The following is a 16,174-nucleotide window of genomic DNA, read 5'->3' on the forward strand; positions in this document are numbered from 1 at the left end:
GGAATCCCTCATTTCTAAAGTTGTATTGTCATTCTTAAGGATTCCCTTTTCACTCATTATACATTCGTTTTTGGCACTTCTTCTTCATCGGGAACATGTAATATATTTTGCCATTTTTTATAAGGCGCACTATTTGGATCCACATACCCTTTCGCATATGAACGATCCCACAATTGTTTCATAAACATCTCTTTCTCTTTCTTCGCAACCATATCTGCACCTGTTCCGTAATAGTTTTGGAAATACAGCTCAATTTCATCAAGGAATAGCCTTAACAAATCGTCAGATGTTTCTTCTAACGTCGGGTCATATTTTGCCTCACGGTCATACATTAAAATCATATCTAAAATATTATGAACATGCTCTTTACGGAGCCATCTTATATCTTGAGCGCCTAATACAAATGCATGTGTATATAAATGTCCACCTTGTATCATTGCCTTTTCTTGTTCTTCTTCAAATCGTGACAAGATGTTTTCATAAATAAACGGATTATGAAGCAATGCTCTGTGCAACTTATAACTTTCACTTGAAATATTTTTCCCCATCGACTGAATTAAAAAGCTACGGCCAACACCATTATATTGATACACGAATTGTCCATCAACAGCAACTAAGCTAATCCAGCGATACATATACGCGTATAGAAGAGCACGATTACATTTGTCGTAATCTAACTTCGTTTGCGTTGCATTCAAGTCTGGCATAAAGGCTGGTAAGTGCCAATATTTATCTAAATGCGGCGTCAAACTAGATTTTTTACTATTTAATTTGTTCACGCGGCGATAATACGATTGAAAATAATCACCTTTATCGTTCATAAAACCATTCGCAATATGTCCAGATGAAAGCTTAGGAAAATCTTGTAGCGATAATCCGTAATGAGCACGATAACAAATCACTTCAAATGGTGAAAACGCCTCGTTTACCGTATCTTTTTCTTTAAACATTTCTTGCAATAACTCTTCTTGCAATTCTTGTTTTAAAGAAGGATGTACGCCCCAATATTGTAATTCTCTATGATGAGAAACTTTCGGAACGAACGGACTTGCTAAATGGAAAAGATCTTCAATTTTTTCACGAACGTATTCATCACGATCACGCTTCTTGAAATCTGCTTCTTTTCGCAATGCTTCAACGATATTAAGCTCTAATTTGTCACGATAGCGCACTTGAAGTTCGTCATAACAATAACTCAATATATGTTCACGATAGAAGTCTTCCACCTTTTTCGACTGAATTTCTTCGGCTTTCGCATCACGACAATATTCCCCGTACAAGCTCATATAAATTTCGGACGATATATCTTTCGGTAATACACCTAAATTTAAATGTTGCTGCATATCTTGCCAAATCTTTTCTTGCAATTTCTCTTCAGCTAATACGTATACATTCGTCGGGTTCGTTTTCCCCTCAAATTCCTTGCTTCGCTTTTGGATTTCAAACAATAAATTTTCACGTGTTTCGTATAAATTATCAAAGAATCTTTCCCAATATTGAATCATTTTATCAACTGCTTGGTATAGCGATTGATACACGAGTTCTAACAACATTTCTTTACGATACTCACTTAATTTGTGTACGTACTGCGTTACAATATCTTCAAATTCTTTTTTAAACAAACGCTGCTGATTATTAATCATTTTTCCAAACCAGCCTTGTTGCTGCGCAATTTCAACGCGGCGAACAGCCGTTACAGTTCCATCAATATTACTCACATTAAATTTCTTATCGTAGTTTTGAATTAAATTACGCTTTTGTTCATTATTTTCATGTAGTCGATTCATCTTCTCTACTAACTGCTTACGAATTTCATACAGCATAAAACGTGCTGCAACTGGATGAACTGGATCCGTTTTCTTTAAAAACCATGTATTTAATTGGTAAGACTGTCCTTCTGAGCCACTCGGTGTAAAGCGGTCTGATTCGATCATGTCATATAAAAGGGTAGTAACATGCTCATGTACACGGCTCGGAATGGCATAAGCATATAAACGAACCGCATGATCAACTCTCGCTACTTCCCCCTTCATTTGTTCCATCATTTTAAGCTTCGCAGCCGATATTTTGCACTCATGCTGCAGGCGGTTTAATTCCTCATCTTTTTGCACTGTACGGTGTACGTAACTCTCTACAGCATCTAAAAACAATTTTGATTTTGCAACACCGAGCTTACCACCCTCTGCCCCTTCACGTGTTTCATGGTACATTTGTCTATAAAAAATATGAGCTTGTTCTGGCCGAGTAGCAAGATGCTCTAAGTCTTCTAAATAACTTTTCCCGCGCTCTGGCTTTTCACGCTGCATACCACGTTTGACATCTTGGTCGTATCTTTGCTTTTTTTCTTGAAACAGTTGATCTAAATGAAGCCAAGATTCATCTAAACCTTGCACCGCCCATTTTAAAGCACAGTATTTCAAAACGTGCTCATACGGATAAATAAGTTTTGCCGTTCCTGCTCCACAATATCTCCCTTTCCCACTCGATTCTGCCAATTGCTGAATTTGATTATCTTCTTGTGCAAAATGATTTGCAGACATTGGACTAAATAACTGTAAATAAATCGTATTTGCCATTTGCTCCATATAATCCGATAAATTGTGCAAATGGTGCCCATGTAAATTTTCATAATCATATAAGAAACAATAATTGTACGGTAAATGATGCTGCTTTATCGTATGGTTTGTTCTTCCGTCCTCATCCACTTGATCAGGACGATATTCTAATTCAATCGTTACGCCGCCTCGTTTTGATAATTCACCAGTCGATCCAAGCGTAATAGCGTGCAACTCTTTTAACGATGCATAACCATTCGCTTGCACAGTTTCAAACTCTTTCGCACTAACCGTTCTCGTCTTAACTAAAACATCTGGCATTAAAAACGCACCGCGAATTAAAATGTTATGATGCTGCAATTTCTTCCGGAGCATCTCACGCAAATATAATGCGATTTGTAAAAACATCCCTGAGCCTGTTCCGCCGGCTAGTGATGTTACAATAATGACACGTACACCATATTCGGTCTGATCACTTGTAACTGGAAAAATCTTCTCGATTTCTTGCCAAAATGATGTGAGTTTATCTTCTTTCATCGCAGCACGTAACGCTAACCGTGAAATGACGCGTAACTGTCCAGCCCCTTCTGTTAACGGTTTATCAAGTATAGTCGGGTCCATCGGAAACCACTCTGGAATCGTTGGATCTCCCGCAATATACTCTCTCGGTGTTTTACTCGAGCTCGTTTGCGTCTTAAACTTCCGAATATGATCAAATTTACTCAATGTATTCACATCTGTATCAAATACATGCATCGCTACCTTTTTACGACGCTCCTCAGGTAATCTTTCATATATTTGATGTGTGACAGTACTACCGATTCCACCTAAGCCAATTAAAATTGTTGGAACTTGTAATGTCATGTGAACCACCTTCCTATTCTTGCTTGTTTGAAAAGAAGAATAAAGAGAGCCGGGCCTCCTCCGCCCCTCTTACACCCTATCTACTATTCACATTCGTACCGGTAAATCTCCTTACCATATCCTCTATCAATTACTAAAAGTTCATTTGGATACAACGTCTTATGCTCCATTCCTACCTCTTCCTCTGTTATAAACATCCCATCAATAATCATCCCAACCACTTGCGATTCTTTCGCTACAAATATAGATTTCGATCCTTTTTTCGCTATTAATGTTACAGATTGCACAGTCTTTCTTTCTGCTCGGAATGGAATGCCAAAATAGTGCTTCCACCATTTATTTTTAAGTAACTCTGGTTCAGATTGATAAAGCCAATCTTTCGCTACTTCTTGATCCCATTCGTAATATAGTAATGCTTTCCTATGAAATCTCGGACGAACAATCCATCCTAAAATAATAATTCCTACTATTAAAAGTAATAAAGTGATAGGAATTACAAATTTAAAAATGAGCGCATACTTCTCAAAAAACGGCGCATTTTCAATGTGCAGTACGATCTTTTCCTTTACTTCTTGTAATGTTGAATCATTGATCGTGATGGTAGCCTCTACGGTGCCGGTATCTGTAAAATTGAATGTGTCGGAGTAATAAGGTCGAGGATAAACATAAACTTGACTACCATGCTGTTTTAATTCATAGTTGATCGATTGATTCGATGTGACACCAGTAGATTTTAATAGTTTCTTTACAGCCTCTTCTGTCATCGGTTTACCATTTAACTGGGGCTGTAAAATAAATGGTTTACTATTTTCTAAATTTGTTACCTTTTCTTCATAATCTTTCGTAACAGCTTGAAGTGTTAATTTTGGTTTTTCAGCTGGTTCAATCTTGAATTCTTTCGTCTGTCTATAAAATCCCTTTATATTCATATGGACTTTCCCGCGTACTAACGCTTTACCAACCTGTGTCTCGTAATAAAACACATGTCTTTTATCATCCCACTTCATCGGATACTGCTTTCCATCTATTTCTACTTCTGCTTCGAAATAAGAAGTTTGAATTGGTAATTCAGTAGGTTTCGCTTCAATAACAGCTGTCACACCTTCATACATTTTCTCAACATTTTTTCTATCTTTATCATCTTTGTCGTACGTAGAAACAGTATAATTAAGCGCTGGTTCAACAAGTACTTGTAATCCCTCTTTCTCAATGTCCTGATCCACTTCTATCGTATATGTCCCTGGCTTAATCACTTCCTGGTTCGCTGTACTTACATGCACTATATTTCCGAATAATTTAGCTTCTCCTGGTGCATGTATAGAAAAAGAAGACTGCAATTGTAACGGTTTGGAAAGTTGCATAACTTTATAATTAGACAAAGAAGGTGATTGTCGTACAAGCGTCATACGCTTTAATGGAAACGGTGTTGTAATCTCTACTTTTTTCCCTACTATTTTCGTTTTGACAATCGACTCAACAGAAGAAAATGGATCACGATTTGCAACTAATGCTGCCACTTGATTCACACTTTGTACAATACCATCCTCACCGCTAGACGGCATGACAACTCCATTCATTTCTTTTTTCCAAATCTCTTTAAACGTATTTAACTGCAGCTTCTCTTGCTGCCCTAAATCCTCTTCCATCGTGATTAAGACTGGATGTAAAGAGATCTTTTTCGAATCCATTTCTTTCTTAAACTGCGCTAACTTCTGTGTAATTTGTTCTTTTCCGCCAATCTTATCTTTCTCCAAATCATTAAATGCCCCGTCAGTTAATACAATAAGCCAAAATTCACGTTTCCCATCTATATCTGCTTCCTTTTTTATAGATTGCATCGCCGTTTCTACTGCGCTAAATGGAGTATTTAAATATGTTTTCCACGCCCCAATCCCCTCAATTTCTGTTTGCCTTTGATCCTTTGTTAATGAAATGTTTAATGGAGCATCCGGCTTACTCATTGGAACGTAAGAAAATTTATCTTTCTCATCTAATAGCGCAACTAAACTTTGCAAGGCGTAATTGGCATACTTCCAGCGATCGTTATTTCTCATGCTGCCCGAATCATCATATACAAGTGAAACGACCCTTTCCTTTGCCTCCTCTCCTTTTGCAAAAACTGAAAAAGGTAAACATATAAATAGAAACAGCATGAACGTGGCACAAATTCGAATTTTCATGATGAGGCTTCGCCACCTTTGTAGACAAATTCCTATGTTTAAATTTATGAGAGGAAACAAGATATATGACTTGTATTTTAGGACAACGAACGAGCCATAACTTTATTATGTAAATAGATATATAACTTGGTAATATTCCTTCTAGCATTTTCTATCCAATTATATAAGTAAAAAAGCCTGTTTAAGCTCCACCCTTAAAACAGACTTTTCCTACTTTTAAAATTAAAAACTCTTAACAAAAAGTTTGATTTTTAATTAGCACATCACTTCAATTGTATATCCTCCAGGTGCTTCGACATAAAACGTATACGCATGTGCATGTTTAGGCGGTTCGACTGAAAATCCGTCTTCCTTCAATCTTTGATTAATTTTATTAACTTGTTCTTCATTTTCTTGTGGAAATCCTACATGAAATGTTTTCGGATAATGAACTTCTTTCCCTTTCATTAAAGTTAATATAAACCCATCATTATCCCGCAAAACCGCAAAGGCATTCCCCCTTGTTCCACTACAAGTTAAACTAAAATATTTTTCTAAAAACTCTCTAGCAGCTGTTACATCTATAACTGTTAAATTAAGATGATTAATTTTCAATTCACTCACCTTCTTTCTTAATTTTCTAACATTTTATCATATAAATAAAAAACACGCCTTTCACAGCGCGTTTCATTGCTTCACATATACCTCAACAATTGGATTATCTTTATTATCTGCATGTAAACGTATATTCTCTTCACCCGTATTATAAATGCTAGCTACCAGCATAACTGTTAACAAATTAGGGATTTTCCCGTCACTTCCATATTTTCGTTCAAGAGCTTCTGTATACTCGAAATCCAAATCACCCTGCACATATGTATACACTTCAAAACCATCTTTCAAATTACATACGACCGTATCAATAATATCCGCCCCTACTTGTTTCTTCATTTCACCTCGCAGTGCTTCTATTAATTCCTCCCAAGGAATTTCGTACGTCTGAAATTGGTCTGTAGATTTCATTTCTCTTCCTCCTCGTTATGTATCCTGTTCGTATATTTCCCCTTTCGTATAACAATTATGATAGATAGGTCATTCGTACAAGCCGCACTTGTCCTGCTTACATATCGTATTACGGTAATACGGAAGGAGGAAAGAACATGCATAGAAAAAGATGTTATGATACATGCCAACGTTATTTCGGTAAAGTTGTTCGAATTGAAGATCGGGATGGTCGCATTCACTTAGGCAAAATAATAGATGTAACAAACGATTCTGTTTGGATTGAACCAATGCAACAGCGCTCATCTTTTGATACAGGATTCGGGTACTATAACGCATATTCAAACGGCGGATGTGATATTTGCGGTGGTATTAGCAGATGTGATAACTGTGGATTTGGATGCGGTGGTGGATTCGATGGTGGATTTAGTGGCTGTGGATGCGGCGGTCGTGGTTGCGGTGGTTGTGGCGGCGGTGGCTGGGGCCTTGAACTCGGATTTGGCTTTATTTTTGGAATTACTTTGGCTGCATTATTTTTCATCTAACATAGTAAAGAGTTGACTATCTTTAGCCAACTCTTTTTCTATTTTTCACATATAAAAATCCGATGCCCTAAAATATGTTGATACATAAGCAGTACTTGTTCGTGTTGCACCCACGCCTCATACAATTCTTCCGGAATAAACGGTGATACATTCCACTCTGGCTCTTCCACATGTCCTGCAACTGTTTCTGCAATAGTTCCGCCACCCGCAATTGTAATTCTTTTAAAATTTGCTGCTTGAAATAAATGAATCCACTCATTCTCAGTTAATAATTCTTTCATGCCATATAATTGGGCAATTTTTTCTTCCTCACTCTTCTCAATATGTGTATTAATAATCATTTCAATGACAACAAGCTTACCATCCTTCTGTAATACACGATAGCACTCTGAGATAACCCTTTCTTTATCTGTAAAAGCGAGTATCGATTCCCCAAGCACAAACTCAAATGAATCATTTAAACAAGGTAATCGCTCTGCATCACCTTGGATCAATTGTATATTCAATCTTTCAAACAACCATCTATCTTTCGCTTTTTGAATCATAATTTCATTCTTTTCAATCGCTGTTACTTTATAACCGAATTCTTTTGTCATGTAAGCCGCTGTTTTCCCCGTACCACAACCTATCTCAAGGACATCCGCTCCTTGTTTTAGAGGCAGTTGTGCTAGCAATTGTTTTGTTAACGTAAAACCACCAGGATGAGCACTTCCTATTCCGTAATAAGCTAAGAAATCGATGTAAGTATTTCGTTCCATGGGATTCTCCCTTTTTTATTTTATATATTCAAGGAAGAAAGAAAAGTGCATAGAAAAAAGGGCGCATCACGCGCCCTCTCAGCTTATTTTTCCTCACCGATATATGCCCATTTGTAGCTATAATCTCCACCAACTGGGTGGTGAACAATACCTTTTACTTTTGCTCTTTGAACGATAGCATCACCACGTTGATATAATGGTGCAATTGCTGCATCTTCAAGTAACATTTTCTCAGCTTTCAGTAAGCTATCCCAACGCTCTTTCGTTTTCGTTAATAGCTCGCCTTTACCTTTTTCTACAATTTCATCATATTTCGGATTTGAATATCCAGTTTGGTTATGAGGTCCGTTTGTAACGAACATATCAATGAATGTCATTGGATCTAAGTAGTCAGGCCCCCAACCAGCGTAAGATAAATCATAATCTAGATCTGATTCTAATTTTAATTTTTGTTTAAACGGCTGATTTTTCAAATTCACTGTTAATCCTGGTAAATTCTTCTCAAGTTCTCCTTTTAAGAATTCTCCTACTTTTTTCGCACCATCACCATCATAATTTAATAATTCTACTGTTACTTGATCTTTTCCAAGCTCTTTTTTCGCTTTTTCCCAATGCTCTTTGGCCTTTTTCAAATCTGTTTTTAAAATATCTCCATTTTCTTTACGGAAGTCTTTTCCATCTGGACTCTTCGCAAATTCTTTTGGTACTAAGTAATCTGCCGGTGTAGACCCGTCATTTAAAATAACATTCGTTAAACCTTTTTTATCATACGCCTTTGCAATCGCTAAACGTAAATCTTTACTCTTTAACACTGTATCTTGCCCACCACGTTTTTGGTTTAAACGTAAGAAGTAAGTTGACGGTGTTTTTTGTGTAAAGAAATCAGGATTTGATTTATATTTGTCAACAAATTCAGATGTAAGTCCTGAACGATCAATTTGTCCACTTTCATATAAGTTTACACGTGTACCGCTATCTTTTACTACGTTAAAGTTGATTTCTTCTAACTTAACTGTTTTATTATCCCAGTACTGTGCATTTTTCTTTAATTTCCAACCTTCTTCATGTTTCCAGTCTGTTAATGTAAATGGTCCGTTGTATAACGTTGTATCTGATTCCAAACCATACTTTTCCCCTTTTTCTTTTACGAATTTTTCATTTAACGGATAGAATGTTCCGAATGAAGTTAATTCAACAAAGTAAGGAACTGGATTTTCTAATTCTACTTCTAATGTGTAGTCATCTACAGCTTTTACGCCTAGCGTATCAAGCTCTGCTTTTCCTTCATTAATTGCTTTTGCATTTTTCACATCAAACATAATGTATGCATATTCCGCTGCTGTATTTTTATCTACCGCACGTTTCCAAGAGAATACGAAATCTTTCGCTGTTACAGGCTCTCCATTTGACCATTTTGCATTTTTATTTAATGTAAATGTATATTTTTTACCATCATCACTCTTTTTATATGATTCAGCAACCCCTGGTGTTGCTTTATTATCTTTATCCAGTCGATATAAACCTTCCATTACGTTGTTTAAAGCAAGAAACGATACTTGGTCTGTCGCTTTAGCAGAATCCATAGATGGAATCTCTTGGCTCTCTGTTAAATTCAACACTTGCTTCGCTGCTAATTTTCCGCCTTCTTTTTCACCGCTTTTTGGTGTTGTGCTTGCCTTATCTTTTTCCCCTGATCCAGAGCAAGCTGTTAATGCCATACTCATTACTAGAACTGGTGCTACAACCGCTGTTAATTTTGTCATCTTTTTTCTCTTCATTTTTTTGTACCCTCCCCAATTATATGTACGATATTAACATTTAGAGATTCTCTATTAACTTTCGTTATCAGAAAATTCTTATTAATTAATATTCTACTGTTTTTTCGAGTTTTGTAAAGTAGTTTTGTAAACTTTCTAAATATTTATTTTTTTATGATAGTAACTTGTTGTTTTAACTACTATATGAATTATCCCCCGTCTACTATATGTAAACATATCTCCTCTTATTCTTCGCTATTGCTAAGTTCTATATTTTTCTTATAAAAATGATATCACTAGCTATTTTATTGAATCCCTTCTACTATTCCTACAGTAGAATTTTAAAGGTGACCTCAAAATTCCCATGTGTCTTATTCTCATATTCATACAAAAAAAGCATTTCAAAAGCATATTAACCACTTTTGAAATGCTTTCATATTATTTCTTTCCGCCATCCTCAGTTACATACGCCCACTTAAAGCTATATTCTGGACTAATGTTGTGTTTCACAATTCCTTTTACATTTGGCTTCATTACATATGATCTTCCTGTTTGATATAAAGGAACTAATCCTGCATCTTCTTCAAGGAATAATTTTTCTGCTTTTCCTAACGTTTCCCAACGCTTCTTCGGATCAGACAGTAATTCATTACCTGCTTTTTGTACCATTTCATCGTATTTCGGGTTTGAATAACCCATTTGGTTATACGGGCTCTTCGATTCAAACATATCAATAAATGTCATTGGATCCGAATAATCTGGGCTCCAACCTGCAAACGAAACTTCATAATCTTGCGCTGACTCTAATTTTAATTTTTGTTTGAATGGCTGAATTTTCGTGGTAACTGTTACACCTTTTAAATTTTTCTCAATTTGATCTTTAAAGTAATCAGCAATCTTTTTCGCAGTTCCATCATCATAGCTTAGTAATTCGATTGTAACTTGATCTTTTCCAAGTTCTTTTTTCGCTTCTTCCCAAGCTGCTGCGCCTTTTTTCACATCATATTTCAGACCATTTTTAAATGTATCTTGATAATCTTTACCATCCGGCCCTATCGCAAGCCCTTTTGGAACCAATTGATCCGTTGCTTTTGATCCATTATTTAATATAACGTTTGCTAAACCTTTTTTATCAATTGATAATGCGATTGCTTCACGAAGTTTTTTGCTCTTTAACGGTGTATCTTGTCCGTTACGCTTTTGATTTAAACGTAAGAAGAACGTACTTGCTTCTGAATACTCACCATATTCATCTTTGTTCGATTTATATTTATCTACAAATTCTCCTGATAATAATGTAAAGTCAATCGATCCTGTATCATATAAATTTACTTTTGTAGCCACTTCTTTTACAACGCTGTAATTAATTTCTTCTAATTTCACAGTCTTATTATCCCAATACTTATCATTTTTCTTCAGCTGCCAACCTTGTTCATGTTTCCACGATGCCATTACAAATGGCCCGTTATACAATGTTGTATCTGCTTCTAAACCGAATTTCTCTCCTTTTTCTTTTACGAACTTTTCATTTAAAGGATAATATGACGGGAATGCTAATAAATTTAAGAAGTACGGTACCGGTTTTTCTAATTCTACTTCTAGTGTATAATCATCTACCGCCTTCGCTCCTAATTCAGTTCCAGGTTTTTCTCCTTTATTAATCGCTTCTGCATTTTTAATATAGTAAGCAATAAATGCATATTCTGCCGCTGTGTTTTTATCAAGTAAGCGCTGCCATCCATATACGAAATCTTTCGCTGTTACAGGATCTCCATTTGACCATTTCGCATCTTTACGCAGTTTAAACGTATATTTTTTACCATCTTCGCTTTTCGTACTTGATTCTGCAGCAGCCGGAATAGGCTTATTATCTTTATCAAGACGATATAATCCTTCCATTGTGTTCCCTAAAATTTGTGCCCCTAACGTATCAGTAGATTTAGAAGTGTCCATCGTCGGAATTTCTTGATTTTCCGTACGATTTAATACTTGCTTCGCTGCATATTTAATATCAGCTTTTTTTTCTTCCCCACTATTAGATGTAGTAGTCGTTTTCTTCTCCCCACCTGATCCAGAGCACGCTGTCAATGCAACACTCATTGCTAAAACTGGTACTACAACCGCTGTTAACTTTTTCATCTTTTTTCTCTTCATTTTTGTACCCTCCCTAATTATATGTACATTACCAACCCTTGAGAGACCCCTTGCTAACAATTAATTTTCTGAAAATTATAACTAATATTATTCTACTCTATTTTTCGTATTTGTAAATAGTTTTATTTTAAATATTCTGATTTTTATCTTCATAAATTAGTATGATTTATCCCCCATCTACTATATGTACATACTATACGCCTTATTCTTCTCTATTTAACTGAGCTAAAAAAAGCATTTCAAAGTAGCTAAGCTACTTTGAAATGCTTTTTTAACTCTATTATTTTTCAGTCACGTATGCCCACTTAAAGCTAAATTCTGGACTGATATTATGTTTTACTACACCTTTTACATTTGGTTGTAAAACATAAGAATCCCCACGTTGATATAAAGGTACAATCGCTACATCTTCTTCAAGTAATGTTTTTTCAGCTTTTCCTAACTCTTCCCAACGTTTCTTCGCATCGCTCATTAATTCAGTACCAGCTTTTTTCACCATTTCATCATATTTAGGATCTGAGAAGCTCATTTGGTTATGAGAATGCTTAGACTCAAACATATCTAAGAATGTCATTGGATCTGCATAATCTGGATTCCAACCACCGTATGAAATATCATATTGTTGCTCAGATTCTAATTTTAGTTTTTGCTTAAATGGTTGAAGTTTAATGTTAACTGTTACACCTTTTAAGTTTTTCTCAATTTGGTCCTTAATATATTCTCCAACTTTTTTCGCATTACCAGTATCGTAGTTTAAGAATTCAATTGTAACTTGATCTTTACCAAGCTCTTTTTTCGCTTCTTCCCATGATGCAGCAGCTTTTTTAGCATCTGGTTTCAAACCATTTTTAAACGTTTCTTGGAAGTCTTTACCGTCTGGTCCAGTCGCTAATCCTTTTGGAACTAAGAAGTCAGCTTCTTTTGATCCATCATTTAAAATTACGTTTGCTAAATTCTTTTTATCAACTGATAGTGCAATTGCTTCACGCAATTTTTTGCTCTTTAATGGTGTATCTTGTCCATCACGTTTTTGGTTCATACGAATGAAGTACGTGCTCACTTGTGAGAATGTTCCGAATTCATCTTTCTTATTTCTGTATTTATCTACGAACTCTCCATTTAATAAAGCAAAGTCAACTTGACCGCTATCATATAAGTTAATTAGCGTTGCTGCCTCTTTTACAACACTGAAGTTAACTTCTTCAAGTTTTACAGTCTTTTTATCCCAATATTGATCATTTTTCTTTAATTGCCATCCTTGTTCATGCTTCCAATCTTTAAGAACGAACGGTCCGTTATAAACTGTTGTATCAGACTCTAAGCCGAACTTCTCCCCTTTTTCTTTTACGTATTTTTCATTTAATGGGTAGTAAGATGGGAATGCTACTAAGTTTAAGAAGTACGGTACTGCTTGCTCTAATTCAACTTCAAGCGTAAGATCATCTACCGCTTTCACTCCTAATTCAGCGACAGGTTTTTCTCCTTTATTAACCACTTCTGCATTTTTAATTGGGAATGCGATAAATGCATACTCAGCAGCTGTTTTTGGATCTAATAGACGTTGCCAAGCATATACGAAATCTTTCGCAGTTACTGGATCACCATTTGACCATTTTGCATCTTTACGTAGTTTAAATGTATATTTTTTACCATCTTCACTTTTCGTACTAGATTCTGCCGCAGCTGGAATCGGCTTATTATCTTTATCAAGACGATATAACCCTTCCATCGTATTCCCTAGCATTTGTGAAGATACTGTATCTGTTGATTTAGAAGAATCCATCGTTGGAATCTCTTGTGTTACTGTTCGATTTAAAACTTGTTTTGCCGCTAATTTTTCCCCTGACTTACTATCTCCACTTGAGTTTGTGCTTGTCTTTTTATCTCCGCCTGATGTAGAACATGCTGTTAATGCCATGCTCATTGCTAAAACCGGTACTACAACTGCTGTTAGTTTTTTCATTTTTTTCTTTTTCATTTTTGTACCCTCCCTAATTCTAAACGATAGCTATTTAAGAATTTTCTGATAATTCTGTTTTTCTTTATATATTTATCAGACGATTCTTACTACTTCTTATTCTACTAATTTTTTAAAATTTGTAAAGTGTTATTATTGAAAATTGTTAAAAAATTATTTTCTTACAGTAATATTCATAAAAATTCCATATAGTTTTTTAACATCATTTATTATCGTTACATATACACTAATTTAATAGTGTTAATGATACTTTCCAATAAATAGACTGTAGATTGTCGTTAATAAATAATGTATATTCTAGAGATCTCTTTCCTACAAAAACAAAAAAAGCAGATATAACATCCGCTTTAATTTCCCTCAATTTGCTTCTCACTTAATCCAAGATGTGTTCTGAGTGTATTACTCAAATTTTGCAAGTCTTTTTTATTAGGATTATAATAATATACACGCTTCCCATTTGGGCCATTTGGTAAATATAAATCATCACCGTTCAGTTGAATCTTCTCAACTGAACAATCTAAACCATATTTATAAAAAGATAAAATATCATCCAATGCTAAATTTGTTTTAAAATCGCCATCGACGGCCTCAACCATTTTCTCCAGTTTTGTAATAGACCCTACACTTTTTAATTTACTTAAAATCGCCTCAATAACAAGTTGTTGGCGCTGTCCCCTCATTGCATCACTATCAATATGACGAGTTCTCGCCAAAGCAAGTGCTTCTTCTCCCGTTAATTTTTGAACCCCTTTTTTCAAGTGAATCGTATCAGGTTCATCTTTACTATTTTGTTCAGTAAATTCAACCGGGACATCTACCTCAACACCATCGAGCCCATCGACAATTTTAATAAATGACCCAAAATTAAATTTCACAAAATAATCTACCGGTACTTGCAGCAACTTTTCTACTGCCTCAACAGAAGCTTGTGGCCCTCCATCCTTTCCGTTTTTAACGAAACCACTTCCATATGCGTGTGTTATTTTATCTTTTTTCTTTTCGATTGGAACATATGTATAAGTATCTCTTGGTATACTGGTTAATTTCACTGTCTTATCTTCTTTATTAAACGTAGCTAACAATAATGCATCCGTATGAAATGCACCATTATAGCCCTTTTGCCGTTCTTGATTTTCATCAATCCCCATAATTAACATTGAAACGTTGTGTGTAATTGGCTTTACAGCTTTCTCACGTAAATTTGATTTTTCACCACGCGATAAGTTCAAATTAGATTTTTGTACGAGATTAGAAGTTTTCATATATACATAAGCACCATACCCCACTCCGCCAAATAGTAATACTCCTAACAATACACTTATGATCGTTGTCTTTTTATATTTTCGTTTATTTTTCTTTTCTCTTGAAGGAGAGGTATTCTCCATATAGTTCCCTCCGTTTTCTATTCATCTAATATGTTTTTCAATTTTTCATAATTAGTGCTATCCTTTTGAAATACATTCTCTTTCAATCCTTTGTTTATTTGTATCCATTCAGTCGTAATCGAATATTGAATCATACCTTCATGGAAACTAAGGAACTTCAACATAATCCCCGTATTTTTCTCTACAACCATTTCAAATTTCCCACTCAAATCTTCAGATGTACTTACAGGCATTTCTATGTTTATTACCCCTTCTATTTTGTAGCAATCGAGTCCAAGATACTTCGTTTCTTTATAACTCCAATCTTTATATCGAATTAATAGATCAGCAAATTCTGATTGAATACTGTACTTAGCGAATCCCACATATTCGTCATCATACCGTTTCTTCTCACCTGATTTTCTCAACAACCTTTCCATAGGGCTTAATTTTAATAGTTCATTATTTCTTTTTTTAGGGATCCATCTCGTCTCTTTATACGTATTATTCTTATCATTAAACTCTTTTTTTCCGTCCTCGTTATAAATAATCGTGCTTTTTTTCGATAGTTTGTCTTCTTTAGATGAAATACCACTTTGTTTCTCCGTATCAATCACATATTTATATGTTGTAGCAATTCTTGTAGAGCTAGAATATTCTTCGAATTGCCCTGAAACATTTTGGAAATGATCAATTGAATCAAGCATCTTTTGATGAATCTTCTCCTTATCTGGATGATTGACGTTCGACTTTATTTCTTCTTCATTCTCATAATCAGAAAACGCATTCTTCTTTACGTAATTAAACATCCCTCCATTTTGTGCAAAGCTCTGTATAGAAAACTCAGACATAGATACAATTGATAGCGTTAGAACAGCGGCACTAATAAACATCATATGTACTCTATAACTCTTTCTTTTTACAGGAAGATTATGAAGTGTATCATTAATTTTTTCATTTAGTGCCTGTGGCAATACGGTATTATCCTTTTCTATTCTCTTTTTTAATTTTTCATCAAATGATTTTTCTTTATCCATT

11 protein-coding genes are annotated in these 16,174 nt (G+C 35.1%); 1 reads left to right on the forward strand and 10 read right to left on the reverse strand.

The annotated features are described in order from the left end of the window. Positions 1-56: 56 nt before the first annotated feature. From NSQ69_RS17480 to NSQ69_RS17495, 4 genes are all read right to left on the reverse strand, one after another. Positions 57-3,419, reverse strand: a complete 3,363-nt coding sequence (locus tag NSQ69_RS17480; RefSeq protein WP_002087746.1) for a tubulin-like doman-containing protein — start codon at positions 3,417-3,419, stop codon at positions 57-59. An 83-nt stretch (positions 3,420-3,502) separates the two neighbouring features. Then, entirely contained in the window at positions 3,503-5,599 is a 2,097-nt protein-coding gene (locus tag NSQ69_RS17485; RefSeq protein WP_002128472.1) for a vWA domain-containing protein, read from the reverse strand. 255 nt (positions 5,600-5,854) lie between these two features. Next, positions 5,855-6,193 (reverse strand): VOC family protein, encoded by a 339-nt coding sequence (locus NSQ69_RS17490; RefSeq protein ID WP_002087749.1) that lies wholly within the window; start codon positions 6,191-6,193, stop codon positions 5,855-5,857. Between the two features lie 72 nt (positions 6,194-6,265). After that, complete coding sequence (locus NSQ69_RS17495; RefSeq protein WP_002128473.1) at positions 6,266-6,601, reverse strand: hypothetical protein; 336 nt, start codon at positions 6,599-6,601, stop codon at positions 6,266-6,268. 137 nt (positions 6,602-6,738) lie between these two features. On the opposite strand from NSQ69_RS17495, the gene NSQ69_RS17500 reads away from it, so the two are divergent. Beyond that, positions 6,739-7,125: a hypothetical protein gene (locus tag NSQ69_RS17500; protein WP_002128474.1), complete on the forward strand. Its 387-nt coding sequence runs from the start codon at positions 6,739-6,741 to the stop codon at positions 7,123-7,125. 38 nt (positions 7,126-7,163) lie between these two features. On the opposite strand, the gene NSQ69_RS17505 is transcribed toward NSQ69_RS17500, so the two are convergent. The 6 genes from NSQ69_RS17505 to NSQ69_RS17530 all read right to left on the reverse strand — a co-directional run bounded on the left by NSQ69_RS17505 (position 7,164) and on the right by NSQ69_RS17530 (position 16,173). Beyond that, entirely contained in the window at positions 7,164-7,883 is a 720-nt protein-coding gene (locus tag NSQ69_RS17505) for a class I SAM-dependent methyltransferase (protein ID WP_002167847.1), read from the reverse strand. Positions 7,884-7,966: 83 nt separating this feature from the next. After that, a complete protein-coding gene (locus tag NSQ69_RS17510; RefSeq protein WP_002167846.1) occupies positions 7,967-9,661 on the reverse strand; it encodes a peptide ABC transporter substrate-binding protein in 1,695 nt (564 codons plus the stop codon). A gap of 417 nt (positions 9,662-10,078) precedes the next feature. Beyond that, positions 10,079-11,794 carry a peptide ABC transporter substrate-binding protein gene (locus tag NSQ69_RS17515; protein ID WP_002167845.1) on the reverse strand — a complete coding sequence of 572 codons (1,716 nt, stop codon included), beginning with the start codon at positions 11,792-11,794 and terminating at the stop codon, positions 10,079-10,081. A 280-nt stretch (positions 11,795-12,074) separates the two neighbouring features. Further along, positions 12,075-13,772, reverse strand: coding sequence for a peptide ABC transporter substrate-binding protein (locus NSQ69_RS17520; RefSeq protein WP_078203405.1), 1,698 nt, complete (start codon positions 13,770-13,772; stop codon positions 12,075-12,077). Between the two features lie 347 nt (positions 13,773-14,119). Then, positions 14,120-15,157, reverse strand: a complete 1,038-nt coding sequence (locus NSQ69_RS17525; RefSeq protein WP_002142691.1) for an LCP family protein — start codon at positions 15,155-15,157, stop codon at positions 14,120-14,122. 17 nt (positions 15,158-15,174) lie between these two features. Continuing rightward, positions 15,175-16,173 carry an anti-sigma factor gene (locus NSQ69_RS17530; protein WP_199627104.1) on the reverse strand — a complete coding sequence of 333 codons (999 nt, stop codon included), beginning with the start codon at positions 16,171-16,173 and terminating at the stop codon, positions 15,175-15,177. Position 16,174: the final 1 nt, after the last annotated feature.

The sequence above is a fragment of the Bacillus sp. FSL R10-2201 genome, from assembly GCF_038008665.1.
In the GTDB taxonomy this organism is placed as follows: domain Bacteria; phylum Bacillota; class Bacilli; order Bacillales; family Bacillaceae_G; genus Bacillus_A; species Bacillus_A mycoides.